Here is a 21,475-nt window from a genome sequence, read left to right as displayed (position 1 = left end):
CAGCGGCGAGCTCGACCTGGCCGACGCCATCGACCTCCACAACGCCCTCACCGCCGACGCCCAGGTCCAGGCCGACCTCGGCTCCACCCTCACGTTGGACCAACGCCGCTCCGTAGCGGTCGGCAACATCGCCCGCCGCGACCTCACCCTCGACTTCCCCACCACCGGGCCACACGACCCCGAGGACGCGCCGAAGGCGAGGCCCGCGAAGCCGCGGGACATGGTCCTCTACCTCCACCTCACCGACGCCGCCACCACCGCTGGCTCAACCACCGGCTCGACGGGTGGCTCGATGGGTGGCTGGGGTGTGGGGCGGGTGGAGAACACCGCCACCCCGGTGCTGGCCGAGACCATCCGGACCTGGTGCGGCAACCCCGAGGCCAAGATCACCGTGAAACCGGTGATCGATGTGGCCGAGCACGTCCACCACGGCGCCTATGAGATCGACGGCCGGATCAGCGAACCCGTCGCCCTCAGGGACCACACCTGCGTGTTCCCGTGGTGCACGAAACCAGCCCGGAAACTGAAACCCGGCGAGCATGCGGCCGACTGCGACCACAACGTCCCCTACGGCGAAGGCGGGGCCACCTGCACCTGCCAGATCGCGGCCCTGTGCCGCAAGCATCACCGGTTGAAGACCCACGGCCGCTGGCGATACCTGATCCTCACCCCCGGCAGCTACCTGTGGACCAGCCCCCACGGCTACCACTACCTACGCGACCACACCGGCACCCAAGACGTCAGCACCGACAAACACCAACACGGCCACCGGCACCGGCATCCACCACCAGCCGCCTGAAACCACCAGCTGACCCGTCGACCGCCGTACCCGCCCGAACCACCACCGGCGGGCTACCGGCACGCCCCCGCACGTCTTGGTTTCGAGACGGTTGCTGCGCAACCTCCTCAACCAGCGAGAACGGCTTCGAGACGCCTGCTAGAGAACGTCGCGAACGCTGAGGTCACACCGACCAGGAAGCGCTGCACCACGACACGCTCCCCCTCGGTCAGGGCTACGTCGACTCGAACCTACCGAACCGGACCGCCTGCGCCGAGCACTGCGCGGGCCGCCCGCTCGCCCGAGACCAGGGCACCTTGGATCGAGGAGGTGTCGCGATGGTCGCCGCACACGAACAGGCCATCTCCGAGCTCGACGGGTCGGGTCAGCCGCAACGGCGGCGGGCTGGCGGGGACGGCGTCCGGGATGACGTGGTGCGCCAGTACCTCCCAGCCCCTCGTCTCGCAGCCGTACATGTCGCCGAGATGCGCGAGCACCGCGCGCTCGTCGGCGGCACCGTCCGGGCGGGCCAGCAGCGTGGTGGCCTCGACGAGGTGCCGCCCAACAGGCGCGTACGACGCAGCTGCGGCGGTCACCACGGCGGCGTTCCACACCGGGCCGGGAGGTACCTGGCTGCCGCGCGCGTCGACGGCGACCAGGCTGCGCCGGTCGGGTGCCGAAGGTACGGCGAACCACCACGTCGTCAGCCCGTTCATCGGCACGGGCGGAAGCCCACCCAGAGCGGCGGCCGCGGGCGGGTCGGCGGCGATCACCACGTGCTGTGCCCGCAGCGGTCCGCCGTCCGTGTCGACGCCCCCGGAGCGCACCGCCTCCACCCGCACTCCGGTTCGTACGTCGGGAAGGCCCTGCGCGAGCTGCTCGGGCAGGCGCTGCATGCCCCCGGCCGGCAGCCCTGGCCGGCCCAACGCGAAGGAGCGCATCAGCAAGCGCACGAACTGCGCCGAAGTGGAGGCGTCGGGCTCGACCACGACTCCCGCGATGAAGCGCTCGACCACCCGTCGCAGGTCCCCGTGCATGCCCAGGTCGTCGAGGGCCTCGGCCAGCGTGGAGTCCGGCCCCGCGGCGGTCGCCTGGGGCCTGGCGAGCACCGGCGCGAGCCAGCGTCCGAGCCCCCAGAGGTCGCGCACGTCGACGAGTCCACTGCGCAGCGTGTCGAGCGCGAGGGACGGCGTACGCCGCGGGTCGGCCACCACGCGAAGCCCGGCGTCGGTGCGGGCCAGCACCCCGGCATCGAACGACCCCAGCTCGAGGGCATCGACGTCCACCCAGCGCCGGACCGCGGGATAGGACGGGTTGAGCACCTGGAACCCGCGGTCGACGGTGAAGCCGTCGACGTTCTCGCTGGTGACGCGCCCGCCCACGTGGTCGGCGGCCTCCAGCACCACGACGTGGCGTCCGGCCTCGTGCAGGGCACGGGCGCAGCGCAGCCCGGCGAGTCCCGCGCCTACGACGACGACGTCGGCGTCCACTGGTGTCTTCTCCGTCCTGGCCCGACGCTCCACCCTATTCGTTGGACGAGCAACCTGAGGTCAGGCGAACGCCGACAACGCGTGCGGCAGCAGGAAGAGCATGCCGAGCGACCAGGTCAGGTGCGTGACGATGGGACCCAGGATCCCGCCGGTCACCCGGCGCTGGAGGCCGACGACCAGTCCGACGATCACCGCGGCCAGGACCAGGAGCGGGATGCCGCTGGTGGCCACCACCAGGGCGTTGACGACCGTGGTGACCAGGACCGCGTGGTTGCGCCCGACGGCGGCGTAGAGGGCGCCGCGGAAGTAGAGCTCCTCGGCCACGCCGTTGACCGCGGTGATCACGGCGACCAGGGCCAGCGACCCGGACTGGGCATGGTCGAGCAGGTCGTCGACCGGGTCGCGCAGGAAGGAGACCTGGGCAACCACCACCGACCCGACCAGGAACAGCACCAGGAGCAGGACGCCGAGCGCCAGCGACTGGACGACGGCCCGCCCGCTCAGCTCGCCGGACCGGGTGCGGGCCCGGCCCAGGTGCAGCGGGCCCGAGAGCAGCGCACCGGTCGCCCACACGGCCGCGAGGGCCAAGGTGGCGAGGTAGAACAGCGAGTCTCCCGGCTCGATGCGCAGCGCCCAGGTCAAGATTCCTGCACCGACCAGGAGGGTCACGGTCACGATCACCCGACGACGGTGGAAGGCAGAGTCGGGCTCGGTGTGGTCGCGCGGGACCGGGTCGACCAGGGAGGCCCGGACGAACGCGGTGACCTCGGAGACGGGGTTGATCACGGGTCGTTCCCGGTGACTGCGACGGCGATCGACTCGTCGTACCCGCGTGCACCTCCCGGTGGCGGGCCGATGATGGCGTCAAGGTCGTGCTCGCGACAGACGACCTCGTGCACGAGACTGCCCACCAGCGGGCGGGCCAGACCGGACGGGATCGGCGTGACCAGGCCGACCCACAAGCTGGCGAGCCCGGGCGTCAGGACCGGCACGGTCACGACCACGCGACGCCCGAGGCCGGAGATCTGCGCGAACCGCTGGATCATCTCCCGATAGGTCAGCACGTCGGGACCACCCACGTCGAAGGTGCGGTTGAGGTCAGCGGGCAGGTCGGCGGCGCCGGCCAGGTAGTGCAGCACGTCACCGACCGCGATCGGCTGGATGCGGTTGTCGAGCCACTTGGGGGCCAGCATCACCGGCAGCCGTCGCGTCAGGTGCCGCAACATCTCGTAGGACGCCGAGCCGGGGCCGACGATCACCGCAGCCTGGAGCACCGCGGCCGGCACCGCGCAGGACAAGAAGATCTCGCCGACCTCGACGCGCGAGGCGAGGTGGGGGCTCAGCTCCTCGCCCTCGGGATGCAGCCCCGACATGTAGACGATGCGGCCCACGCCCTTGTCCTCGGCGGCGCGCGCGAAGGTCGCAGCCATCTCACGGTCCCGCTCGACGAACCCCGGGCGCCCGTCCATCGAGTGCAGCAGGTAGTAGGCCACGTCGACGCCGTCGAGGGCGCGGCTCGCCGCGTCGTACGACGAGGCGTCACCCTCCTCGACCCCCACGCGATCGAGCCAGGGCGCGCCCTCGAGCTTGGAGCGGTCGCGAGTCAGGACGCGTACGTCGTGCCCGTCGTCGAGCAGGCGCGGCACCAGGCGCGAGCCGAGGTAGCCGGTGACTCCGGTCACGAGGATCAACATGTTCTTGGGTTACCCACCCTGGCCTCGCTGAGCCTTCGACTTGTCCGACATCAGGCTGGCCACGGCAGTGATGACGAGGGTGCCGAGGATGACGACCAGCGAGAGCCAGATCGGGATGTCGGGTGCCCAGTCGACGTGCTCGCCACCGTTGATGAACGGCAGCTCGTTCTCGTGCATCGCGTGCAGGATCAGCTTGACGCCGATGAACAGCAGCAAGAACGCCAGCCCGTAGGACAGGTAGACCAGTCGCTGCAGCAGCCCGCCGATGAGGAAGTAGAGCTGGCGCAGCCCCATCAGCGCGAACACGTTGGCGGTCAGCACCAGGTAGGGCTCCTCGGTGAGCCCGTAGATGGCCGGGATCGAGTCGAGGGCGAACAGCAGGTCGGTCACACCCAGGGTGAGGACCACCAGAAACATCGGCGTCGCGAGCCGCTTGCCGCCCTCGCGGGTGAAGAACTTGACGCCGTTCCACTCCTCGGCGACCGCCATGTGGCGGCGCACCCAGCGCACCAGGCGCGGCTCGTCGTAGCCCTGCTCCTCCTCGTGACCCTCCCGTGCGAGGTTGAGCGCGGTGAGGACCAAGAATGCGCCGAACAGGTAGAAGACCCAGCTGAACTCGTTGATCGCCGCCGCGCCGACGGCGATGAAGATGCCGCGCATCACCAGAGCCAGCACGATGCCGATCATCAGCGCGGTCTGCTGGTACTCGCGGGGAACGGCGAACTTGCCCATGATGATGATGAAGATGAACAGGTTGTCGATCGAGAGGGAGTACTCGGTCAGCCAGCCGGCGAAGAACTCACCGCCGTACTGACCTCCGGCCAGGAACCAGACACCGAGGCCGAAGACCACGGCCGCGCCGACGTAGAACGTCAGCGCCGCCAGGCACTCCCTCATGGTCGGCTCGTGCGGGTTTCGGCGCATGTGCCAGACATCGAAGATGAAGAAGACGATCGTGGCGCCGATCGTGACTTCCCAGATCCAAGGGGCTACGTCCACGGGGTCGGTGGCTCCGATCTCGTTGGGGGCCGGTCGATGACTGGTCGGTGGAGCAGGAGGAGCTAGCGGCCTCCGAAGGGGACTCCGAGCTCCTCGAGCTTGGCCTGTCCACCATCGAGTGCGGTGAGCACCCAGGGGCCGTTGGGTGTCAGCGTAAAGGTGTGCTCGAAATGGGCCGCCAGACTGCCGTCACTCGTGGCCACTGTCCACTCGTCCTCGAGCAGGTCGGTCTCGCTGCCACCGAGGGTCACCATCGGTTCCACCGCCAGCGCCAGGCCCTCCACGAGCTTCGGCCCGCGACCGGGTCGCCCGACGTTGGGCACGTTGGGTGGCTGGTGCATCGCGGTGCCGATCCCGTGGCCGACGTAGTCCTCGAGGATGCCGTAGTCGCCCTGGCTGCGGATATAGCCCTCGACGCCGTGGGAGATGTCGGTGAGCCGTCCGCCCAGCCGCGCGGCCGCCATCCCGCGCCACAAGGACTCCTCGGTGACCTCCAGGAGACGGCGTACGTCGTCGGGCACGGTCTCCAGCCCACCCACGGCCACGGTGATCGCGGAGTCGCCGTGCCAGCCGTCGACGATGGCCCCGCAGTCGATGGAGATGACATCGCCCTCGGCCAGCACCCGCTCGCCCGGGATGCCGTGCACGACCTCGTCGTTGACCGACGCGCAGATGGTGGCCGGGAACGGCGGGTAGCCGTAGCCGAGGAACGACGGGACGCCACCGTGGGAGCGGATGTTGTCCTCGGCGATCTTGTCGAGCTCGCCGGTCGTCACGCCCGGGCGGGCTGCCTCGCGCAGCAGCTCCAGGGTCTGCCCGGTGAGCAGCCCCGCGACCCGCATCTTGTCGATCTGGTCGCGCGACTTGATCTCGATCCCTCTGCTAAACATCTGCTCGCTCCGCTCGCATGTCCGCCCAGGGGTCAGGCAACGTCAAGACCGCAATCAGCTCTCGGAGATGACGTCGAGCGCGGCGAAGATCCTCGCCGTGACCTCGTCTACCTCGCCCATGCCGTCGACCTCGACCAGGATGCCGCGCTCGCGGTAGACCTCGATCAGGGGCGCGGTCTGCTCGGCGTAGATCTCCTGTCGGCGCCGGATGACGTCCTCGGTGTCGTCGGCTCGACCCTCGATCGCGGCCCGCTGCATCAGGCGCTGCACGACGGCCTCGTCATCGGCGGTCAAGCAGACCACGGCGTCGAGACGGTGACCGGTGAACCGGATCATCCCGTCGAGCTCCTCGACCTGGGCGAGGGTGCGCGGGTAGCCGTCGAGCAGGAAGCCGGGCTCGGCGTCGGGCTCGTCGATGCGGTTGCGCACCATCTTGTTGGTGACCTCGTCGGGGACGTACTCGCCGGCGTCCATGTAGCGCTGCGCCTCCTGGCCCAGCGGCGTGCCCTGGGACACGTTGGCGCGGAAGATGTCACCGGTCGAGATGGCCGGGACCTTGAAGTGCTCGGCCACGAACTTGGCCTGGGTGCCCTTGCCGGCCCCGGGGGGGCCCATCAGGACCAGCCTCATCAGGAACGCTCGGTGGTCGAGCCGCCGCGAGGGACGAGCGGCGTGTCGAGACCAGTCATCGCAGGAATCCTTCGTAGTTGCGCTGCTGCAGCTGGCTCTCGATCTGCTTCACGGTGTCGAGCGCGACACCGACCATGATCAGGATCGAGGTGCCACCGAACGGGAAGTTCTGGTTGGCGTTGATGAGGACCAGCGCGATCAGCGGGATGAGCGCCACCAGACCGAGGTACATCGACCCGGGGAAGGTGATGCGCGACAAGACGTAGGACAGGTAGTCCTCGGTCGGCTTGCCTGCCCGGATCCCGGGGATGAAGCCGCCGTACTTCTTCATGTTGTCGGCCACCTCTTGCGGGTTGAAGGTGATCGAGACGTAGAAGTAGGTGAAGAAGATGATCAGGAGGAAGTAGGCGATCATGTAGAGCGGGTGGTCGCCGTTGACGAAGTACTTGCTGATCCAGGTCACCCAGCCGGCACCGCTGTCGCTGTTGAACTGCACGGCCATCGCCGGCAGGTAGAGCAGCGAGGAGCCGAAGATGACCGGGATGACACCGGCCTGGTTCACCTTCAGCGGGATGTAGGTCGAGGACCCCCCGAACATCTTGCGACCCACCATCCGGCGGGCGTACTGGACCGGGATCCGCCGCTGGGCCTGCTCGATGAAGATGACGGCGGCCACGATCGCCAGGCCGATGACGATCACCAGGCCGAAGACCCAGGGGCCCTTCTCGGTCTGGACGTTCCACAGCGCGACGGGGAACGTCGCCACGACCTGGGTGAAGATCAGGATCGACATGCCGTTGCCGACGCCGCGCTCGGTGATCAGCTCGCCCAGCCACATGATCACGGCTGTGCCGGCGGTCATGGTGACCACCATGACCAGGAAGGTCCCCGTGCCGTTGCTGTGCAGCAGCTCGGCGTCACAGCCGGAGAACAGCGCCTTGTTGCGAGCCAGCGCCACGATGCCCGTGGCCTGGAGGATGGCCAGGCCCAGGGTCAGGTAGCGGGTGTACTGGGTGATCTTGGTCTGCCCGGACTGGCCCTCCTTCTTGAGGGCCTCGAGCCGTGGGATCACCACGACCAGCAGCTGCAAGATGATCGAGGCGGTGATGTAGGGCATGATCCCCAGCGCGAAGATCGTCAGCTGGAGCAGCGCCCCACCGGAGAACAGGTTGATCAGGCTGTAGATGCCGGAGTTGCCGACGTCGTCGAGACACGACTGGACGTTGGCGACGTTGACACCCGGAGCAGGGACCTGGGAGCCCAACCGGAAGATCGCGATGATCAGCAGGACGAACAGCAGCTTGCGCCGTAGGTCCGGTGTCCGGAAGGCATTGGCGAACGCGCCTAGCACGAGACTCTCTTTCTCCAAGCAGGGTGGCCCGATGAATGAGCCGTAAGCCTAACCGGGACGAATCAGACGACAGTGGTCGTGCCGCCGGCTGCCTCGATCTTCTGCTTCGCCGAGGCGGAGAACGCTTGCGCGCTGACCTGCACGGCCACGGAGATCTCGCCGTGACCGAGAACCTTGACGGGCTGGCTCTTGCGGACCAGACCCTTCGCGACCAGGTCGTCGACGGCGACGGCGCCACCCTCGGGGAACGCCTCACCGAGGCGCGTGAGGTTGACGAGCTGGAACTCCACGCGGAAGGGGTTCTTGAAGCCCTTCAGCTTGGGCAGCCGCATGTGGAGCGGCAGCTGGCCGCCCTCGAAGCTGGCCGGGACGTTGTGACGGGCCTTGGTGCCCTTGGTGCCACGGCCCGCGGTCTTGCCCTTGGAGCCCTCACCGCGACCCACGCGGTTCTTGGCGGTCTTGGCGCCCGGTGCCGGACGCAGGTGATGCAACTTCAGCGTCATGTCAGTTCACTTCCTCGACCGTCACCAAGTGGCGAACGGTGTGGACCATGCCCCGGATCTCGGGACGGTCCTCCTTGACCACGACGTCGCCGATCCGCTTGAGGCCCAGGGTGCGCAGGGTCTCGCGCTGGTTGGCCTTGCAGCCGATGGACGACTTCTTCTGCTGGACCTTCAGCTGCGCCATCAGCTGCTCACCCCCGCGGGCTCCTCGGCGCGGGCCCGCAGCAGCGCAGCAGGAGCGACGTCCTCGACCGGCAGGCCACGACGGGCGGCGACGGCTTCGGGCTGCTCGAGCATCTTCAGCGCCTCGACGGTCGCGTGCACGATGTTGATCTGGTTGGACGAGCCGAGCGACTTGCTCAGTACGTCGTGGATTCCGGCGCACTCCAAGACCGCACGCACCGGGCCACCGGCGATCACGCCGGTACCGGGGGCGGCAGGACGCAGCAGCACGACGCCGGCAGCCTTCTCGCCTTGGACCGGGTGCGGGATGGTGCCCTGGATGCGGGGCACCCGGAAGAACGCCTTCTTGGCCTCCTCGACACCCTTGGCGATCGCCGCGGGCACCTCCTTGGCCTTCCCGTAGCCGACGCCGACCAGGCCCTCGCCGTCGCCGACGACCACCAGGGCGGTGAAGCTGAAGCGCCGACCACCCTTGACGACCTTGGCGACGCGGTTGATGGCGACGACGCGCTCGACGTAGGCGGTCTTGTCGGCGCCGCCGCGACCGCCGTCACGGCCTCCGCCGCGACGGTCGTTCGAGCCGCGCTCGCCTCCGCGCTGTCCGCGCTGGGCTCCGCTCATGTCTGTTTCCTCTTCTCTCGTCTGTGTGAGGGCTCGGGCGTCTCGACCGGAGTCAGAACGCCAGCCCGCCCTCGCGGGCGCCGTCGGCCAGGGCCGCGACGCGACCGTGGTACTTGTGCCCGGCGCGGTCGAAGACCACGCCCTCGACGCCGGCAGCCTTGGCGCGCTCGGCGACCAGCTCGCCGACCCGCTTGGCCTTGGCGGTCTTGTCACCCTCGTAGCCGCGCAGGTCCGACTCCATGGTCGAGGCGGCTGCGACAGTCTTGCCGACCAGGTCGTCGACGACCTGCACGGAGATGTGCTTGGCGGACCGGGTGACGACCAGGCGCGGGCGCTCGGCGGTGCCGAAGACCTTCTTGCGGCCCCGGATCTGTCGGCGCAGGCGCGCCTTGGTGCGCCCAGCGGTGTGCTTGTGCTGTGACAGGGAGATCGCCATCGTCACTTACCTGCCTTTCCGACCTTCTTGCGGACCTGCTCACCCGCGTAGCGAACGCCCTTGCCCTTGTAGGGCTCAGGCTTGCGCAGCTTGCGGATCTTGGCGGCCGTCTCGCCGACCAGCTGCTTGTCAATGCCCTGGACGCCGAGCTTGGTGGCGCTCTCCACCGCGAAGGTGATGCCCTCGGGGGCGTTGAAGGTGATCGAGTGGCTGTAGCCGAGCTGGAACTCCAGCTGCGTGGGGCCCTTGGACAGCACGCGGTATCCGACGCCGACGATCTCGAGCTTCTTCTCGTAGCCGTCGGTCACGCCGACGACCATGTTGTTGATCAGGGTGCGGGTCAGGCCGTGCAGAGCACGGCTGTTGCGCTCGTCGTCGGGACGCTTGACCTCGAGCACACCATCGGTCTTCTCGATGGTGATCGGGGCCGCGATGCTGTGCGAGAGCGTGCCCTTGGGTCCCTTGACCGTCACCAGCTGGTCGTCGATCGCCACGTCCACACCGGACGGGACCTCGATCGGGAGCTTGCCGATTCGCGACATGTCTGTCTCCTCCTCTGGTCTCTCGTCACCAGACGTAGGCGAGGACTTCCCCACCCACGCCCTTCTGGTTGGCCTGGCGGTCGGTCAGCAGACCCTGGCTGGTCGAGATGATCGCCACGCCGAGTCCGCCCAGCACGCGAGGGAGCCCCGTGTGCTTGGCGTAGACGCGCAGACCGGGCTTGCTGATGCGGCGGACGCCGGCGATCGAGCGCTCGCGGTTGCGGCCGTACTTCAAGGTGATGGTCAGCGTCTTGCTGACCTCGCCCTCGGCCGGCTCGCCGACCTCGTAGGCGGTGATGTAGCCCTCCTGCTTGAGGATCTCGGCCACACCCTGCTTGAGCTTGGAGTACGGCATCGTCACGGCGTCGTGGTAGGCCTGGTTGGCGTTGCGCAGACGAGTCAGCATGTCTGCGATCGGGTCAGTCATCGTCATGGTGCTTGGTTCTTCTCTCTTCTGTGGTTTCCCGGCCCGGACGGGTCGGGACCTTCAGCTGTCGTTGTCGGCGATCGAGCCTGTCGAGATCTCGTTGTCGGTGATCGAGCCTGTCGAGATCACGCAGGCAGTCACCAGCTGGACTTGGTGATGCCGGGCAGCTCGCCGCGGTGGGCCATCTCCCGCAGGCAGATCCGGCACAGGCCGAACTTGCGGTAGACGGCCTTGGGGCGCCCGCAGCGCTGGCAGCGGGTGTAGCCGCGAACCGCGAACTTCGGCTTGCGGGCCGCCTTGACCTTCAGTGCAGTCTTCGCCATGTCTGTGTCCTCTCGCCTCTCAGCGCTCGGCGAACGGGAACCCGAGCTGCTTGAGCAGCGCGCGACCCTGGTCGTCGGTGGTGGCCGTGGTGACGACCGTGATGTCCATGCCGCGGGTGCGGTCGATGCGGTCCTGGTCGACCTCGTGGAACATGACCTGCTCGGTCAGCCCGAAGGTGTAGTTGCCACGCCCGTCGAACTGGTTGGGCGACAGGCCGCGGAAGTCACGGATGCGCGGCAGCGCCAGCGACAGCAGCCGGTCGAGGAACTCCCACATCCGGTCGCCGCGCAGGGTCACGTGGGCACCGATCGGCATGCCCTCGCGCAGCTTGAACTGCGCGATGGACTTGCGGGCCCGGGTCACGGTCGGCTTCTGGCCGGTGATCGCGGTGAGGTCCTTGACCGCGCCCTCGATGAGCTTGGAGTCGCGAGCCGCCTCGCCGACACCCATGTTGACCACGATCTTGGTCAGGCCGGGCACCTGCATGACGTTGGCGATGTCGAACTCGCTCTTGAGCGCGGGGAGGATCTCCTCGCGGTAGCGGGTCTTCAGGCGCGGGGTCACCTTGGGCTGCCGTGCGGGAGCCTCGTCGGTTGCCTCGACCGTCTCGGTGGTGGTCTCGCTCATCAGATTTCCTTGCCGGTCTTGCGGGAGACGCGGACGCTGCGGTGGGCGGTGTACGTCGAGCCGTCGTTGCGGCGCTTGGTCACCTCGTCGCGGCGGAAGCCCAGGCGGGTCACACCCTTGCCCTCGACCAGCATCACGTTGGAGACGTGGATGGGGGCCTCGGTGGTGATGATGCCGCCGGTGGTGCCGCCGCGGCCGCCCTGCTGGACGACCTTGGTGTGGCGCTTGACGCGGTTGACGCCCTCGACGATCACGCGCTGCTCCTCGCGGAGCACGGCGATGACCTTGCCCTCGGCGCCCTTGTCGGAGCCGGCGATCACCTTGACGGTGTCGCCCTTCTTGATGTTCACGCTGTTCTTCTTCTGGTGGTCAGTTCTCTGGTCACGCTTCTGGGCTCGCTTCTGGGCCATCTCAGAGCACCTCCGGAGCCAGCGAGATGATCTTCATGAACTTCTTGTCGCGCAGCTCGCGACCCACGGGGCCGAAGATGCGGGTGCCGCGCGGCTCGCCGTCTTGACGCAGGATCACCGCGGCGTTCTCGTCGAAGCGGATGTAGGACCCGTCGGGACGGCGGCGTGACTTGACGGTGCGCACGACGACCGCCTTGACGACGTCGCCCTTCTTGACGTTGCCGCCCGGGATGGCGTCCTTGACGGTGCACACGATGATGTCACCGATGCCGGCGTAGCGCCGACCGGAACCCCCGAGCACCCGGATGCACAAGACCTCCTTGGCACCGGTGTTGTCGGCGACCTTGAGTCGCGACTCCTGCTGGATCACTTGGCACGCTCCAGGATCTCCACGACCCGCCAGCGCTTCGTTGCCGACAGCGGACGGGTCTCCATGATCAGGACACGGTCACCGATGCCACACTCGTTGGCCTCGTCGTGGGCCTTGAGCTTCGAGGTGCGGCGCAGCACCTTGCCGTAGAGGGCGTGCTTGACGCGGTCCTCGACGGCGACGACGACGGTCTTGTCCATCTTGTCGCTGACGACCAGGCCCTCACGGGTCTTGCGCGTGTTGCGCACGACCTTGGGGTTGTCGTTGGTGGTCTCGCTCATGCCTTCTCCTCCGAACCCGGGGTGGTCCGGATGCCGAGCTCACGCTCGCGCACCACGGTGTAGATCCGGGCGATGTCCTTCTTGACGTGGCGAAGCCGTCCGTGGCTCTCCAGCTGGCCGGTGGCGGCCTGGAACCGGAGGTTGAACAGCTCCTCCTTGGCCTCGCGCAGCTTGGCCTCGAGGTCGGTGGCGTTCATGTCGTCGAGCTCAGCGGCAGACGTGCCTTGCTGTGCCATCAGAACTCACCTTCCTCACGGGAAATGAAACGGGTCTTCAGGGGGAGCTTGTGCTGCGCGCGGCGCATCGCCTCGCGGGCGATGTCCTCGGTGACACCGGACAGCTCGAACATCACGCGGCCGGGCTTGATGTTGGCGATCCACCACTCCGGGGAGCCCTTGCCGGAGCCCATGCGGGTCTCGGCGGGCTTCTTGGTCAGCGGGCGATCGGGGTAGATGTTGATCCACACCTTGCCGCCACGCTTGATGTGACGGGTCATGGCGATACGGGCGGACTCGATCTGCCGGTTGGTGACGTAGCTGCCCTCGAGGGCCTGGATGCCGAAGTCACCGAACGCGAGCTTGGTGCCACCCTTGGCCGCACCCGTCCGCTTGGGGTGGTGCTGCTTGCGGTGCTTGATACGACGGGGCATCAACATGGCTCAGGCCTCCGTTCCGGACTCGGCGGGTGCTGCGCTCGCCTCGGCTGCCGGAGCCTCGGAGGGGGCGCCACCGCGGCTGCCACGGCTGGGACGCTCGCCCCTGTCAGGGCGCTCGCCACCACGCTGGGGGCGGCCGCTGCGACCGGGGACTCCCGCACGGGCGGCAGCCTGGGCCTGGCGCTCGGCACGGGTGCCGGCGACCTCGCCCTTGTAGATCCACACCTTCACACCGATCCGACCGAAGGTGGTGCGGGCCTCGTAGAAGCCGTAGTCGATGTCGGCGCGCAGGGTGTGCAGCGGGACGCGGCCCTCGCGGTAGAACTCGGTGCGCGACATCTCGGCGCCGTTGAGGCGGCCCGAGCACTGGATCCGGATGCCCTTGGCACCCGAGCGCATCGAGGTCTGCATCGCCTTGCGCATCGCCCGACGGAACTGCACGCGGCCCGAGAGCTGCTCGGCGACGCCCTGGGCGACCAGCTGCGCGTCGATCTCGGGGTTCTTGACCTCGAGGATGTTGAGCTGGACCTGCTTGCCGGTCAGCTTCTCCAGCTCGCCGCGCAGGCGGTCGGCCTCGGCGCCGCGGCGACCGATGACGATGCCCGGGCGAGCGGTGTGGATGTCGACGCGGACCCGGTCACGGGTGCGCTCGATCTCGACCTTGGCGATGCCGGCGCGCTCCATGCCCTTGGACAGCAGCTTGCGGATCGCGACGTCCTCACCGACGTAGGACTTGTACAGCTTGTCGGCGTACCACCGGCTCTTGTGATCGGTGGAGATGCCCAGACGGAAGCCGTTGGGGTTGATCTTCTGACCCATCAGGCGCTCTTCTCAGTCTTCTTGGAGGCGGTCTTCTTGGCGGCCGACTTCTTGGCCGCAGCCTTCTTCGCCGGCTTCGGCTCGGGCTTGACCGCCACGGGCTCGACGGCCAGCGTGATGTGGCTGGTCCGCTTGAGGATGCGAGTCGCCCGGCCCTGGGCACGAGGGCGCCAGCGCTTCATCGTCGGGCCCTCGTCGACCTGCGCCACGGTGACGACCAGGTCGCCACGGGCGAGGTCCTCGGTGGTCTCGGCGTTGGCCACGGCACTCTCGAGCACCTTGTGCACGGTCGTGGCCGCCGACTGCGGCGCGAAGGCCAGCAGGTTGAGGGCATCGTCGACGGGCAGGCCGCGGACCAGGTCGACGACCCGGCGCGCCTTCATCGGGGTGATGCGCACGTGGCGGGCGCTGGCGAAGGCACCCGGGCGGTCGCCGAGCAGCGACTCGCGGCGTGCGCTGTGGTTTCGACGTTCGGTGGCAGGCATCTCAGCGTCGCCGTCCCTTCCGGTCGTCCTTGACGTGCCCGCGGTAGGTGCGGGTCGGGGCGAACTCCCCGAGCTTGTGGCCGACCATCGAGTCGGTCACGAAGACGGGGACGTGCTTGCGGCCGTCGTGCACGGCGATCGTGTGGCCGATCATGGCCGGCACGATCATCGAGCGGCGCGACCACGTCTTGATGACGTTGTGGCTGCCCTTGTCGTTCTCGGCGTCCACCTTCTTCATCAGGTGGCCGTCGACGAAGGGGCCCTTCTTCAGGCTGCGAGGCATGTCGGTTACTTCCTACCCTTGCCGGTCTTGCGGCGACGGATGATCTGGGCGTCACTGGCCTTGCGACGACGGGTGCGGCCCTCGGGCTTGCCCCAGGGCGAGACCGGGTGACGACCACCGGAGGTCTTGCCCTCGCCACCACCGTGGGGGTGGTCGACGGGGTTCATCACGACCCCGCGGACGGTCGGGCGCTTGCCCTTCCAGCGCATGCGGCCGGCCTTGCCCCAGTTGATGTTGGACTGCTCGGCGTTGCCGACCTCACCCACCGTGGCGCGGCAGCGGACGTCGACGAAGCGCATCTCGCCGGAGGGCATGCGCAGCGTGGCGCGCGAGCCCTCCTTGGCGACCAGCTGGGCGCTGTTGCCGGCGGAGCGGGCGATCTTGGCCCCGCCACCGGGCCGCAGCTCGATGCAGTGCACCGTGGTGCCGACCGGGATGTTGCGCAGCGGCAGGTTGTTGCCGACCTTGATGTCGGCCGCGGGGCCGGACTCCAGGTTGGCGCCCTGGACGAGGTCCTTGGGGCACACGATGTAGCGCTTCTCGCCATCGGCATAGTGGAGCAGCGCGATGCGCGCGGTGCGGTTGGGGTCGTACTCGATGTGAGCGACCTTGGCCGGCACCCCGTCCTTGTCGTAGCGACGGAAGTCGATGATGCGGTAGGCGCGCTTGTGACCGCCGCCTTGGTGGCGGGTGGTGATCCGGCCCTGGTTGTTGCGGCCGCCCCTCTTGGCGAGGGGGCGCGTCAGCGACTTCTCCGGCGTGGTCCGGGTGATCTCGACGAAGTCGGCCACCGACGAGCCGCGGCGGCCCGGTGTGGTCGGCTTGTACTTGCGGATTGGCATGTTCGACTCAGTCCTCAGTCACTCTCTTGGGGTAGCCCGGTCAGGAGACCGGACCTCCGAAGATGTCGATGCGGTGGCCCTCGGCGAGGCTGACGATGGCGCGCTTGGTGTCCTTGCGCCGGCCGGTGCCGGTGCGAGTGCGGCGGGCCTTGCCCTGGCGGTTGATGGTGTTGACCGCCGTGACCTTGACGTTGAACACCTTCTCGACCGCGATCTTGATCTCGGTCTTGTTGGCGTCCGGACGCACCAGGAAGGTGTACTTGTTGGCGTCGAGCAGGCCGTAGCTCTTCTCCGAGACCACCGGTGCGATCAGGATGTCGCGGTGGTCCTTGTGCAGGGTGCTCACTTGTCGCCCTCCCCGTCCTCATCGGCTGCCGCGTCGCTACCGGAGCCACCGCCGGCGCGCTTGAAGCCCGCGGCCTCGGCGTCCTCGGCGCTCTTGAAGTAGAACTCCGCGTCGGTCTGGTCGTACCACTGGCCGTCGGGCTCGTGGTACAGCCCCGAGTCGGCGTTGCCCTTGACGTCGTAGCCCTTGGGGGCGCCGCCGCTCTTGAGCGGGGCCTTCGCGCCCTTGGGCAGCTCGGGCTTCTCGTCGGCCTCGACCTCGTCGGCCTTCTCGGCCTTCTCGGGCTTGGCGGCCTTCTCGGGCTTGGCGGCCTTCTCGGGCTTGGCGGCCTTCTCGGTCGCGACGTCGGCGAGCGCGGCCGGGGCAGCCCCGACCTCGACCTCGATCGACGGGTCAATGGTCTGGTCAATAGTCTGGTCAATAGTCTGGGCGACCTTGGCGTTGCTCGTGTCGCCACCCACGAACGCCTCGTAGGCGCCCTGGGTGAAGACCACGTCGTCGGCGGCCAGCACGTCGTAGGTGTTGAGCTGGTCGACAGCGACGATGTGCACCTCGGGGGCGTTGCGCAGCGACAGCCAGGTCAGCGCGTCGGACCGCTCGAGGACCACCAGGAAGTTGCGACGGTCCACGACCCCGGTCAGAGCCTTGAGCGCGCTGCGCGTGGAGGGCTTCTCGCCGGAGATCAGCGAGTCGACGACGTGCACGCGGCCGTTGTGCGCCCGGTCGGACAGGGCACCGCGCAAGGCGGCGACCTTCATCTTCTTGGGGGTGCGCTGGGAGTAGTCGCGCGGCTGCGGTCCGTGGACCACGCCACCGCCGGCGAACTGCGGCGCGCGGGTCGAGCCCTGGCGGGCGCGGCCGGTGCCCTTCTGCTTGTAGGGCTTGCGGCCACCACCGCGGACATCGCCGCGGGTCTTGGTGGCAGCGGTGCCCTGGCGGGCGGCGGCCTGCTGGGCCACCACGACCTGGTGGATCAGCGGCACGTTGACCTTCGCGTCGAAGATCTCGGCCGGCAGGTCGACCTTGAGAACCTTGGTGGTCACTGGACGCTACCTCCCTTGGCGGCGGAGCGCAGGACCACGAGACCGCCGCGAGGGCCGGGGATGGCGCCCTTGAGCAGGATCAGGCCCTTGTCGGTGTCGATGGCGTGGACGGTGACGTTCTGGGTGGTGACGGTGTCGCCACCCATGCGGCCGGCCATCCGGACGCCCTTGAAGACGCGGCCGGGTGTGGCGCAGGCGCCGATCGAGCCCGGCTTGCGGTGGTTGCGGTGGGCACCGTGGGAGGCACCGACGCCGGCGAAGCCGTGACGCTTCATCACACCGGCGAAGCCCTTGCCCTTGCTGGTGCCGGTCACGTCGATCACATCGCCGGCGGCGAAGGTGTCGACGGTCAGCTCCTGGCCGATCTCGTAGGAGGCGGCATCGGCGGTGCGGATCTCGAGCAGGTGGCGGCGCGGGGTCGTGCCGGCCTTGGCGAAGTGGCCCGCAGCAGGCTTGTTGACCTTGCGTGCCTCGATCTCGCCGAAGCCGACCTGGATAGCGTTGTAGCCGTCGCTCTCGGGACGACGCACCTGGGTGACCACGTTGGTGGTGGCGGCGACCACGGTCACCGGGACCACGATGTTGTTGTCGTCCCAGACCTGGGTCATGCCGAGCTTGGTGCCCAGCAGGCCCTTCACGTTGCGTTCGATAGTCATGGTGGCAATAACCCTTACTGGCCTCAGAGCTTGATCTCGATGTCGACACCGGCCGGCAGGTCGAGGCGCATCAGGGAGTCGACGGTCTTCGGGGTGGGATCGATGATGTCGATGAGGCGCTTGTGGGTGCGCATCTCGAAGTGCTCGCGCGAGTCCTTGTACTTGTGGGGCGAGCGAATGACGCAGTACACGTTCTTCTCGGTCGGCAGCGGCACGGGGCCGGCGACCTTCGCGCCCGTGCGCGTGACGGTGTCCACGATCTTGCGCGCCGAGGTGTCGATCACCTCGTGGTCATAGGCCTTGAGCCTGATGCGGATCTTCTGTCCCGCCATAGGTCTCTCTCGTCCTTCTTCTCGTCCCAAGTGGGTGGGTTCCGGGCGGCTCCGCACCCGGCTCCATCGACCCCCGCGGTCGGGCGTGTCGCAGGACTTCTCCGTGAAGGATCTGATCTGCGACCCGCTTCAGCGGATCTGATGGTGGGGGTGTTGGCCCGACGGTCGGAACAGGTCCGTCGTCGAACGGGATCGGGTCTCCAGGTTCGGTGCGGTCGCACAGCGACCACCGGCACCCATCGGGAGACGCGATTCAGTGGTCAAGTAGAACAGCCGCACCCCGGCAACCCGCCGGAGCAACCGGACTATCTTGGCAGACCTTTGGATCGACGCAAAACTGGCGGCCCTCAGTGTCAGGATGACCGCGTGTCGGGAACCGAGTACCCGCCCCCGGGGGCCAGCGGCCAGGAGCCGCCGCCGCCCGGCTGGCAGCCGCCTCCCCCGACCCATCCGTACCCCCAGCCCTATCTACAGCAGCCGTACCCGCAGCCAGCAGCGGGCTCGCCCGGCCTCCCACCGGCCTACCCACCGGCCTACCCACCGGCCTACCCACCGGCCTACCCACCGGGGATGCTCGGCGCCGCCCACAAGCCGGGCGCCATCGCGCTGCGGCCGCTGGGGCTGGGCGACATGTACGACGCGGCGTTTCGGATCATCCGCTTCAACCCCCGGGCGACCGTCGGCGCAGCGGTGCTCGTGGCTGCCGTCTCCATGCTCATCCCGGTCCTGGTGACCGCGGTGCTGACCTACTCGGTCAACCTCACCCTCGACCCGGGCACCGACGGGTTCAGCTCCGGGGAGGTGGCCGGGCTGGTCGGAGCCGGCGCCTCGTTCCTGGTCGGCGCGCTCGTGCAGCAGCTGGGGCTGATCCTGGTCACGGGCATGGTCGCCCACGTCACGATGGCCGCGGCGATCGGCAAGAAGCTCAGCCTCTCCGAGGCGTGGGCCGCCACGGCAGGCAAGCGTCTCAAGCTCCTCGGACTGGTCGTCCTGCTCGGCGTGATGCTGGTGCTGCTGATCGCGCTGCTCGCCCTGCTCTGGGTGGTCGGCATCTTCGCCTTCGACAACGCCGGGCTGATCGCTTTGTACTTCGTGGTGCTGTCCTTCGCCTCCGTGGCCGCGCTGTGGTGGTTCTGGATCCGCATCTACTACCTGCCGGTGCCGGCGCTGATGCTCGAGCCGGTCGGCGTCTTCGGCGCCATCGAGCGCGGTCACGCCCTCACCCGCCGCGCGTTCTGGCGCGTCTTCGGCATCGCCGCCCTGACCTGGTTCATCACCGGGATCGCCGGCAGCATGCTGAGCACGCCGATCTCGCTGGTGATGAACGGCCTGCTCGACGGAGGACTCGACGGCCGCTACGCCGCGCTGACGCTGGTCCTGGTGCAGGCCGTGACGTCGGTCGTGTCGGCTGCGTTCGTCGCACCGTTCACCGCCGCCGTCACCTCCCTGCAGTACGTCGACCAGCGCATCCGCAAGGAGGCCTTCGACGTCGAGCTGATGACGCGGGCCGGGATCACCGCCCGATGAGGCTGCTGGATCCCCCACTCACTCCCAGCGGCGACGACGCCCGCTCGTTGCTGCGGCGCGAGCTGCTGCACCCCGACTACCACCAGGACAACCTGATCCTGCGCCTGATCGACTGGCTCTCCCGCCTGCTCGACCGGGCCCTGTCCGCTGCCCGCGACACCTCGCCGCTCACGACCCTGGCGGCGATGCTGGTCCTCCTCGCGCTCGTGGCGGCGGTCATCTGGCTCATCGGGCGCGCCCGTCGTTCGCGCATCGCACCCGCCCCAGGCCGACCGTTGATGCTCGAGGAGCACGTGACGGCTGCCGAGCTGCTGGCCCGGGCCGAGCAGGCGCTCGACGACGGCCGATACTCCGACGCCCTGGTCGATGCTTTTCGAGCGACGGCCTTGCGGCAGGTCGAGCTGGACCGCATCGACGACCTGCCAGGGGCGACCGCCCACGAGGTCGCCCTCAGCCTCGCGGAGGTCTTCCCCGCACAGGCCGCCGAGGTGCATCGCAGCGCCGGGCTGTTCGACCTGACGCTCTACGGCGGACGGGCGGCCACCCGCGAGCACGCTCTGGAGGTGCTGGGGCTCGAGTCGCGCCTCGACACCCGGGCCCGGGCCGCTTCCCGATCAGGACTGCCGTCGTGAGGCGACACCGCACGGCGCTGGTCATCGCGGCCGCGCTGCTCGCGGCCGTCGTGGTGGCGCTGCTGGTCGGGGGTCGCCCGGCGACGACGGAGCCACTGGACCCCGACAACCCGGGCGGCCAGGGCGCCCGTGCGGTTGCGCGGGTGCTCGAGGCGCAAGGCGTCGAGGTCCGCGTCGTCCGCGGTGCCGACGCCCTCGACAGCGAGCAGCTCGAGGGCTCGACCGTGCTGGTGACCTCGACGTACCTGTTGGGCAAGAGCACCACCCGGCGCCTGCTTGCCGGTCTCGGCAACGCCGACCTGGTACTCGCCGAGCCGGAGCCGGGTGTGGTGACCGCACTCGGCCTCGACGTGCAGAGCTGGGCCGTCAGCCCGGCGGGTGACCGGTCGGCCCGCTGCTCCGACCCGCTGCTGCGTGGGCTCGACGTACGCGTCGACCTCGCCACCGAGTACGGCACCGCCGGCGGCTGCTTCGCCGGCGCCCACGGCCACCTGGTGGCGAGTGCTGGCGACCACATCACTCTCCTGGGCGCGTCTGCGCTGCTGACCAACGACCAGGTACTCCGTGCCGATAACGCCGCGGTGGCGTTGCGGCTGCTGGGCCAGCACGACCGCCTCGTCTGGTACGTCCCCGAGGTGGCCGACCTGATCGGCGAGGACGGCGTCAGCCTGCGCACCCTGGTGCCCGACTGGACCCTGCCCGGAGTCTGGATCGCCGGCGCGGCGGTGGTGGCGCTGCTGCTGTGGCGGGTGCGCCGCCTCGGGCCGTTGGTCACCGAGCCACTCCCGGTCACCGTCAAGGCGATCGAGACCGCTCGCAGCCGGGGCCGCCTCTACCGCAAGGCGGGCGACCGGGCCCACGCTGCACGCGCCCTGCGGCGGGCCAGCCGTGCTGCCCTCGGCGCCCGGCTGCACCTGCCGACTCCCAGCGACGATGCGGCCTTCCTCCGAGAGGTGTCGCAGCACCTCGGCCGGCCACTGGAGCAGGTCGGTGCGCTGCTCCGAGACGACGCGCCCGCACCCACGACCGACGACGACCTGATCAGGCTGGCCAACGAGCTGGCCGCACTCGAGCGAGAGGTGAGCAGCAGATGACGCAGGAACCGGACGGAGCTGGTTTCGAGACGGTCGCTGCGCGACCTCCTCAACCAGCGGAGGGCGGGCGACCTCCTCAACCAGCGGAGGGCGGGCGACCTCCTCAACCAGCGGAGGGCGGGCGACCTCCTCAACCAGCGGAGGGCGGGCGACCTCCTCAACCAGCGGAGGGCGGGCGACCTCCTCAACCAGCGGAGGGCGGGCG

General features: G+C 68.9%; 31 protein-coding genes and 1 pseudogene. 4 read left to right on the top strand and 28 right to left on the bottom strand.

What is annotated here, in order from left to right; genetic code table 11:
- Positions 1–799, top strand: a pseudogene (locus ISU10_RS21615) (hypothetical protein); the annotation flags it as partial.
- A gap of 230 nt (positions 800–1,029) precedes the next feature.
- Here ISU10_RS21615 and ISU10_RS21610 read toward each other — a convergent pair.
- The 28 genes from ISU10_RS21610 to rpsJ all read right to left on the bottom strand — a co-directional run bounded on the left by ISU10_RS21610 (position 1,030) and on the right by rpsJ (position 18,017).
- Positions 1,030–2,301 (bottom strand): NAD(P)/FAD-dependent oxidoreductase, encoded by a 1,272-nt coding sequence (locus tag ISU10_RS21610; RefSeq protein WP_194698525.1) that lies wholly within the window; start codon positions 2,299–2,301, stop codon positions 1,030–1,032.
- Positions 2,302–2,328: 27 nt separating this feature from the next.
- A complete protein-coding gene (locus ISU10_RS21605) occupies positions 2,329–3,054 on the bottom strand; it encodes a CPBP family intramembrane glutamic endopeptidase (protein WP_194698524.1) in 726 nt (241 codons plus the stop codon).
- Positions 3,051–3,962, bottom strand: a complete 912-nt coding sequence (locus ISU10_RS21600) for an NAD(P)H-binding protein (protein ID WP_194698523.1) — start codon at positions 3,960–3,962, stop codon at positions 3,051–3,053. Before ISU10_RS21600 ends, ISU10_RS21605 begins: the two co-directional genes overlap by 4 nt.
- Before the next feature lie 9 nt (positions 3,963–3,971).
- Positions 3,972–4,961 carry a TerC family protein gene (locus tag ISU10_RS21595; RefSeq protein WP_194698522.1) on the bottom strand — a complete coding sequence of 330 codons (990 nt, stop codon included), beginning with the start codon at positions 4,959–4,961 and terminating at the stop codon, positions 3,972–3,974.
- 62 nt (positions 4,962–5,023) lie between these two features.
- Positions 5,024–5,851: a type I methionyl aminopeptidase gene (gene map, locus ISU10_RS21590; RefSeq protein WP_194698521.1), complete on the bottom strand. Its 828-nt coding sequence runs from the start codon at positions 5,849–5,851 to the stop codon at positions 5,024–5,026.
- Between the two features lie 54 nt (positions 5,852–5,905).
- On the bottom strand, positions 5,906–6,481 hold the full coding sequence (locus ISU10_RS21585; protein WP_194698520.1) for an adenylate kinase: 576 nt from the start codon (positions 6,479–6,481) through the stop codon (positions 5,906–5,908).
- 55 nt (positions 6,482–6,536) lie between these two features.
- Positions 6,537–7,832, bottom strand: coding sequence for a preprotein translocase subunit SecY (gene secY, locus ISU10_RS21580; protein ID WP_194698519.1), 1,296 nt, complete (start codon positions 7,830–7,832; stop codon positions 6,537–6,539).
- Between the two features lie 62 nt (positions 7,833–7,894).
- Positions 7,895–8,335: a 50S ribosomal protein L15 gene (gene rplO, locus ISU10_RS21575; RefSeq protein ID WP_194698518.1), complete on the bottom strand. Its 441-nt coding sequence runs from the start codon at positions 8,333–8,335 to the stop codon at positions 7,895–7,897.
- Between the two features lies 1 nt (position 8,336).
- A complete protein-coding gene (gene rpmD / locus ISU10_RS21570) occupies positions 8,337–8,519 on the bottom strand; it encodes a 50S ribosomal protein L30 (RefSeq protein WP_194698517.1) in 183 nt (60 codons plus the stop codon).
- Positions 8,519–9,139, bottom strand: coding sequence for a 30S ribosomal protein S5 (gene rpsE / locus ISU10_RS21565; protein ID WP_194698516.1), 621 nt, complete (start codon positions 9,137–9,139; stop codon positions 8,519–8,521). The genes rpmD and rpsE overlap by 1 nt, the downstream gene beginning before the upstream one ends.
- A 52-nt stretch (positions 9,140–9,191) precedes the next feature.
- Positions 9,192–9,575 carry a 50S ribosomal protein L18 gene (gene rplR / locus ISU10_RS21560; RefSeq protein WP_194698515.1) on the bottom strand — a complete coding sequence of 128 codons (384 nt, stop codon included), beginning with the start codon at positions 9,573–9,575 and terminating at the stop codon, positions 9,192–9,194.
- Between the two features lie 2 nt (positions 9,576–9,577).
- Positions 9,578–10,117 (bottom strand): 50S ribosomal protein L6, encoded by a 540-nt coding sequence (gene rplF / locus ISU10_RS21555; protein WP_194698514.1) that lies wholly within the window; start codon positions 10,115–10,117, stop codon positions 9,578–9,580.
- A gap of 25 nt (positions 10,118–10,142) precedes the next feature.
- Positions 10,143–10,550: a 30S ribosomal protein S8 gene (gene rpsH, locus ISU10_RS21550; RefSeq protein WP_194698513.1), complete on the bottom strand. Its 408-nt coding sequence runs from the start codon at positions 10,548–10,550 to the stop codon at positions 10,143–10,145.
- Positions 10,551–10,681: 131 nt separating this feature from the next.
- On the bottom strand, positions 10,682–10,867 hold the full coding sequence (locus ISU10_RS21545; RefSeq protein WP_194698512.1) for a type Z 30S ribosomal protein S14: 186 nt from the start codon (positions 10,865–10,867) through the stop codon (positions 10,682–10,684).
- A 19-nt stretch (positions 10,868–10,886) separates the two neighbouring features.
- Positions 10,887–11,495, bottom strand: coding sequence for a 50S ribosomal protein L5 (gene rplE / locus ISU10_RS21540; protein ID WP_228501655.1), 609 nt, complete (start codon positions 11,493–11,495; stop codon positions 10,887–10,889).
- Entirely contained in the window at positions 11,495–11,905 is a 411-nt protein-coding gene (gene rplX, locus ISU10_RS21535; RefSeq protein ID WP_228501652.1) for a 50S ribosomal protein L24, read from the bottom strand. The genes rplE and rplX overlap by 1 nt, the downstream gene beginning before the upstream one ends.
- A gap of 1 nt (position 11,906) precedes the next feature.
- Positions 11,907–12,275, bottom strand: coding sequence for a 50S ribosomal protein L14 (rplN, locus tag ISU10_RS21530; RefSeq protein ID WP_194698511.1), 369 nt, complete (start codon positions 12,273–12,275; stop codon positions 11,907–11,909).
- Positions 12,272–12,556 carry a 30S ribosomal protein S17 gene (gene rpsQ / locus ISU10_RS21525; RefSeq protein WP_194698510.1) on the bottom strand — a complete coding sequence of 95 codons (285 nt, stop codon included), beginning with the start codon at positions 12,554–12,556 and terminating at the stop codon, positions 12,272–12,274. The genes rplN and rpsQ overlap by 4 nt, the downstream gene beginning before the upstream one ends.
- Positions 12,553–12,792 (bottom strand): 50S ribosomal protein L29, encoded by a 240-nt coding sequence (gene rpmC / locus ISU10_RS21520; protein ID WP_194698509.1) that lies wholly within the window; start codon positions 12,790–12,792, stop codon positions 12,553–12,555. The genes rpsQ and rpmC overlap by 4 nt, the downstream gene beginning before the upstream one ends.
- Complete coding sequence (rplP, locus tag ISU10_RS21515; protein ID WP_194698508.1) at positions 12,792–13,211, bottom strand: 50S ribosomal protein L16; 420 nt, start codon at positions 13,209–13,211, stop codon at positions 12,792–12,794. Before rplP ends, rpmC begins: the two co-directional genes overlap by 1 nt.
- A 3-nt stretch (positions 13,212–13,214) precedes the next feature.
- Positions 13,215–14,030 (bottom strand): 30S ribosomal protein S3, encoded by an 816-nt coding sequence (gene rpsC / locus ISU10_RS21510; protein ID WP_194698507.1) that lies wholly within the window; start codon positions 14,028–14,030, stop codon positions 13,215–13,217.
- On the bottom strand, positions 14,030–14,515 hold the full coding sequence (gene rplV, locus ISU10_RS21505) for a 50S ribosomal protein L22 (protein WP_194698506.1): 486 nt from the start codon (positions 14,513–14,515) through the stop codon (positions 14,030–14,032). Before rplV ends, rpsC begins: the two co-directional genes overlap by 1 nt.
- Before the next feature lies 1 nt (position 14,516).
- On the bottom strand, positions 14,517–14,798 hold the full coding sequence (gene rpsS, locus ISU10_RS21500) for a 30S ribosomal protein S19 (protein ID WP_194698505.1): 282 nt from the start codon (positions 14,796–14,798) through the stop codon (positions 14,517–14,519).
- 5 nt (positions 14,799–14,803) lie between these two features.
- A complete protein-coding gene (gene rplB, locus ISU10_RS21495; protein ID WP_194698504.1) occupies positions 14,804–15,640 on the bottom strand; it encodes a 50S ribosomal protein L2 in 837 nt (278 codons plus the stop codon).
- 40 nt (positions 15,641–15,680) lie between these two features.
- Positions 15,681–15,986, bottom strand: coding sequence for a 50S ribosomal protein L23 (rplW, locus tag ISU10_RS21490; protein WP_194698503.1), 306 nt, complete (start codon positions 15,984–15,986; stop codon positions 15,681–15,683).
- Positions 15,983–17,029 carry a 50S ribosomal protein L4, sunset domain variant gene (rplD, locus tag ISU10_RS23925; RefSeq protein ID WP_194698502.1) on the bottom strand — a complete coding sequence of 349 codons (1,047 nt, stop codon included), beginning with the start codon at positions 17,027–17,029 and terminating at the stop codon, positions 15,983–15,985. Before rplD ends, rplW begins: the two co-directional genes overlap by 4 nt.
- Positions 17,026–17,685, bottom strand: a complete 660-nt coding sequence (rplC, locus tag ISU10_RS21480) for a 50S ribosomal protein L3 (RefSeq protein WP_194698501.1) — start codon at positions 17,683–17,685, stop codon at positions 17,026–17,028. Before rplC ends, rplD begins: the two co-directional genes overlap by 4 nt.
- A gap of 23 nt (positions 17,686–17,708) precedes the next feature.
- Entirely contained in the window at positions 17,709–18,017 is a 309-nt protein-coding gene (rpsJ, locus tag ISU10_RS21475; RefSeq protein ID WP_008360994.1) for a 30S ribosomal protein S10, read from the bottom strand.
- Between the two features lie 366 nt (positions 18,018–18,383).
- On the opposite strand from rpsJ, the gene ISU10_RS21470 reads away from it, so the two are divergent.
- Genes ISU10_RS21470 through ISU10_RS21460 form a run of 3 tightly spaced genes read left to right on the top strand, consistent with a single transcriptional unit; the run spans position 18,384 to position 21,270 of the window.
- Positions 18,384–19,544, top strand: a complete 1,161-nt coding sequence (locus tag ISU10_RS21470; protein WP_194698500.1) for a hypothetical protein — start codon at positions 18,384–18,386, stop codon at positions 19,542–19,544.
- Positions 19,541–20,176 (top strand): DUF4129 domain-containing protein, encoded by a 636-nt coding sequence (locus tag ISU10_RS21465; protein WP_194698499.1) that lies wholly within the window; start codon positions 19,541–19,543, stop codon positions 20,174–20,176. The genes ISU10_RS21470 and ISU10_RS21465 overlap by 4 nt, the downstream gene beginning before the upstream one ends.
- Entirely contained in the window at positions 20,173–21,270 is a 1,098-nt protein-coding gene (locus ISU10_RS21460) for a DUF4350 domain-containing protein (protein WP_194698498.1), read from the top strand. The genes ISU10_RS21465 and ISU10_RS21460 overlap by 4 nt, the downstream gene beginning before the upstream one ends.
- Positions 21,271–21,475 lie beyond the last annotated feature (205 nt).

Source organism: Nocardioides agariphilus (assembly GCF_015352445.1).
GTDB classification, from domain to species: domain Bacteria; phylum Actinomycetota; class Actinomycetes; order Propionibacteriales; family Nocardioidaceae; genus Nocardioides; species Nocardioides agariphilus.
This window is presented reverse-complemented; position numbering and strand designations above follow the sequence as displayed.

What these genes read in the sequence shown, in the direction of transcription:
- rpsJ (WP_008360994.1), bottom strand. Translation starts at nt 18,017, where the DNA reads ATGGCGGGACAGAAGATCCGCATCAGGCTCAAGGCCTATGACCACGAG.
- rpsH (WP_194698513.1), bottom strand. Translation starts at nt 10,550, where the DNA reads ATGACGATGACTGACCCGATCGCAGACATGCTGACTCGTCTGCGCAAC.
- ISU10_RS21585 (WP_194698520.1), bottom strand. Translation starts at nt 6,481, where the DNA reads ATGAGGCTGGTCCTGATGGGCCCCCCCGGGGCCGGCAAGGGCACCCAG.
- rplB (WP_194698504.1), bottom strand. Translation starts at nt 15,640, where the DNA reads ATGCCAATCCGCAAGTACAAGCCGACCACACCGGGCCGCCGCGGCTCG.
- rplE (WP_228501655.1), bottom strand. Translation starts at nt 11,495, where the DNA reads ATGAGCGAGACCACCACCGAGACGGTCGAGGCAACCGACGAGGCTCCC.
- rpsS (WP_194698505.1), bottom strand. Translation starts at nt 14,798, where the DNA reads ATGCCTCGCAGCCTGAAGAAGGGCCCCTTCGTCGACGGCCACCTGATG.
- rplC (WP_194698501.1), bottom strand. Translation starts at nt 17,685, where the DNA reads ATGACTATCGAACGCAACGTGAAGGGCCTGCTGGGCACCAAGCTCGGC.
- rpmC (WP_194698509.1), bottom strand. Translation starts at nt 12,792, where the DNA reads ATGGCACAGCAAGGCACGTCTGCCGCTGAGCTCGACGACATGAACGCC.
- rplR (WP_194698515.1), bottom strand. Translation starts at nt 9,575, where the DNA reads ATGGCGATCTCCCTGTCACAGCACAAGCACACCGCTGGGCGCACCAAG.
- rpsQ (WP_194698510.1), bottom strand. Translation starts at nt 12,556, where the DNA reads ATGAGCGAGACCACCAACGACAACCCCAAGGTCGTGCGCAACACGCGC.
- rpsC (WP_194698507.1), bottom strand. Translation starts at nt 14,030, where the DNA reads ATGGGTCAGAAGATCAACCCCAACGGCTTCCGTCTGGGCATCTCCACC.
- rplV (WP_194698506.1), bottom strand. Translation starts at nt 14,515, where the DNA reads ATGCCTGCCACCGAACGTCGAAACCACAGCGCACGCCGCGAGTCGCTG.
- rpsE (WP_194698516.1), bottom strand. Translation starts at nt 9,139, where the DNA reads ATGAGCGGAGCCCAGCGCGGACAGCGCGGAGGCGAGCGCGGCTCGAAC.
- ISU10_RS21545 (WP_194698512.1), bottom strand. Translation starts at nt 10,867, where the DNA reads ATGGCGAAGACTGCACTGAAGGTCAAGGCGGCCCGCAAGCCGAAGTTC.
- rplP (WP_194698508.1), bottom strand. Translation starts at nt 13,211, where the DNA reads ATGTTGATGCCCCGTCGTATCAAGCACCGCAAGCAGCACCACCCCAAG.
- rpmD (WP_194698517.1), bottom strand. Translation starts at nt 8,519, where the DNA reads ATGGCGCAGCTGAAGGTCCAGCAGAAGAAGTCGTCCATCGGCTGCAAG.
- ISU10_RS21600 (WP_194698523.1), bottom strand. Translation starts at nt 3,962, where the DNA reads ATGTTGATCCTCGTGACCGGAGTCACCGGCTACCTCGGCTCGCGCCTG.
- map (WP_194698521.1), bottom strand. Translation starts at nt 5,851, where the DNA reads ATGTTTAGCAGAGGGATCGAGATCAAGTCGCGCGACCAGATCGACAAG.
- rplF (WP_194698514.1), bottom strand. Translation starts at nt 10,117, where the DNA reads ATGTCGCGAATCGGCAAGCTCCCGATCGAGGTCCCGTCCGGTGTGGAC.
- rplX (WP_228501652.1), bottom strand. Translation starts at nt 11,905, where the DNA reads ATGGCCCAGAAGCGAGCCCAGAAGCGTGACCAGAGAACTGACCACCAG.
- ISU10_RS21465 (WP_194698499.1), top strand. Translation starts at nt 19,541, where the DNA reads ATGAGGCTGCTGGATCCCCCACTCACTCCCAGCGGCGACGACGCCCGC.
- rplO (WP_194698518.1), bottom strand. Translation starts at nt 8,335, where the DNA reads ATGACGCTGAAGTTGCATCACCTGCGTCCGGCACCGGGCGCCAAGACC.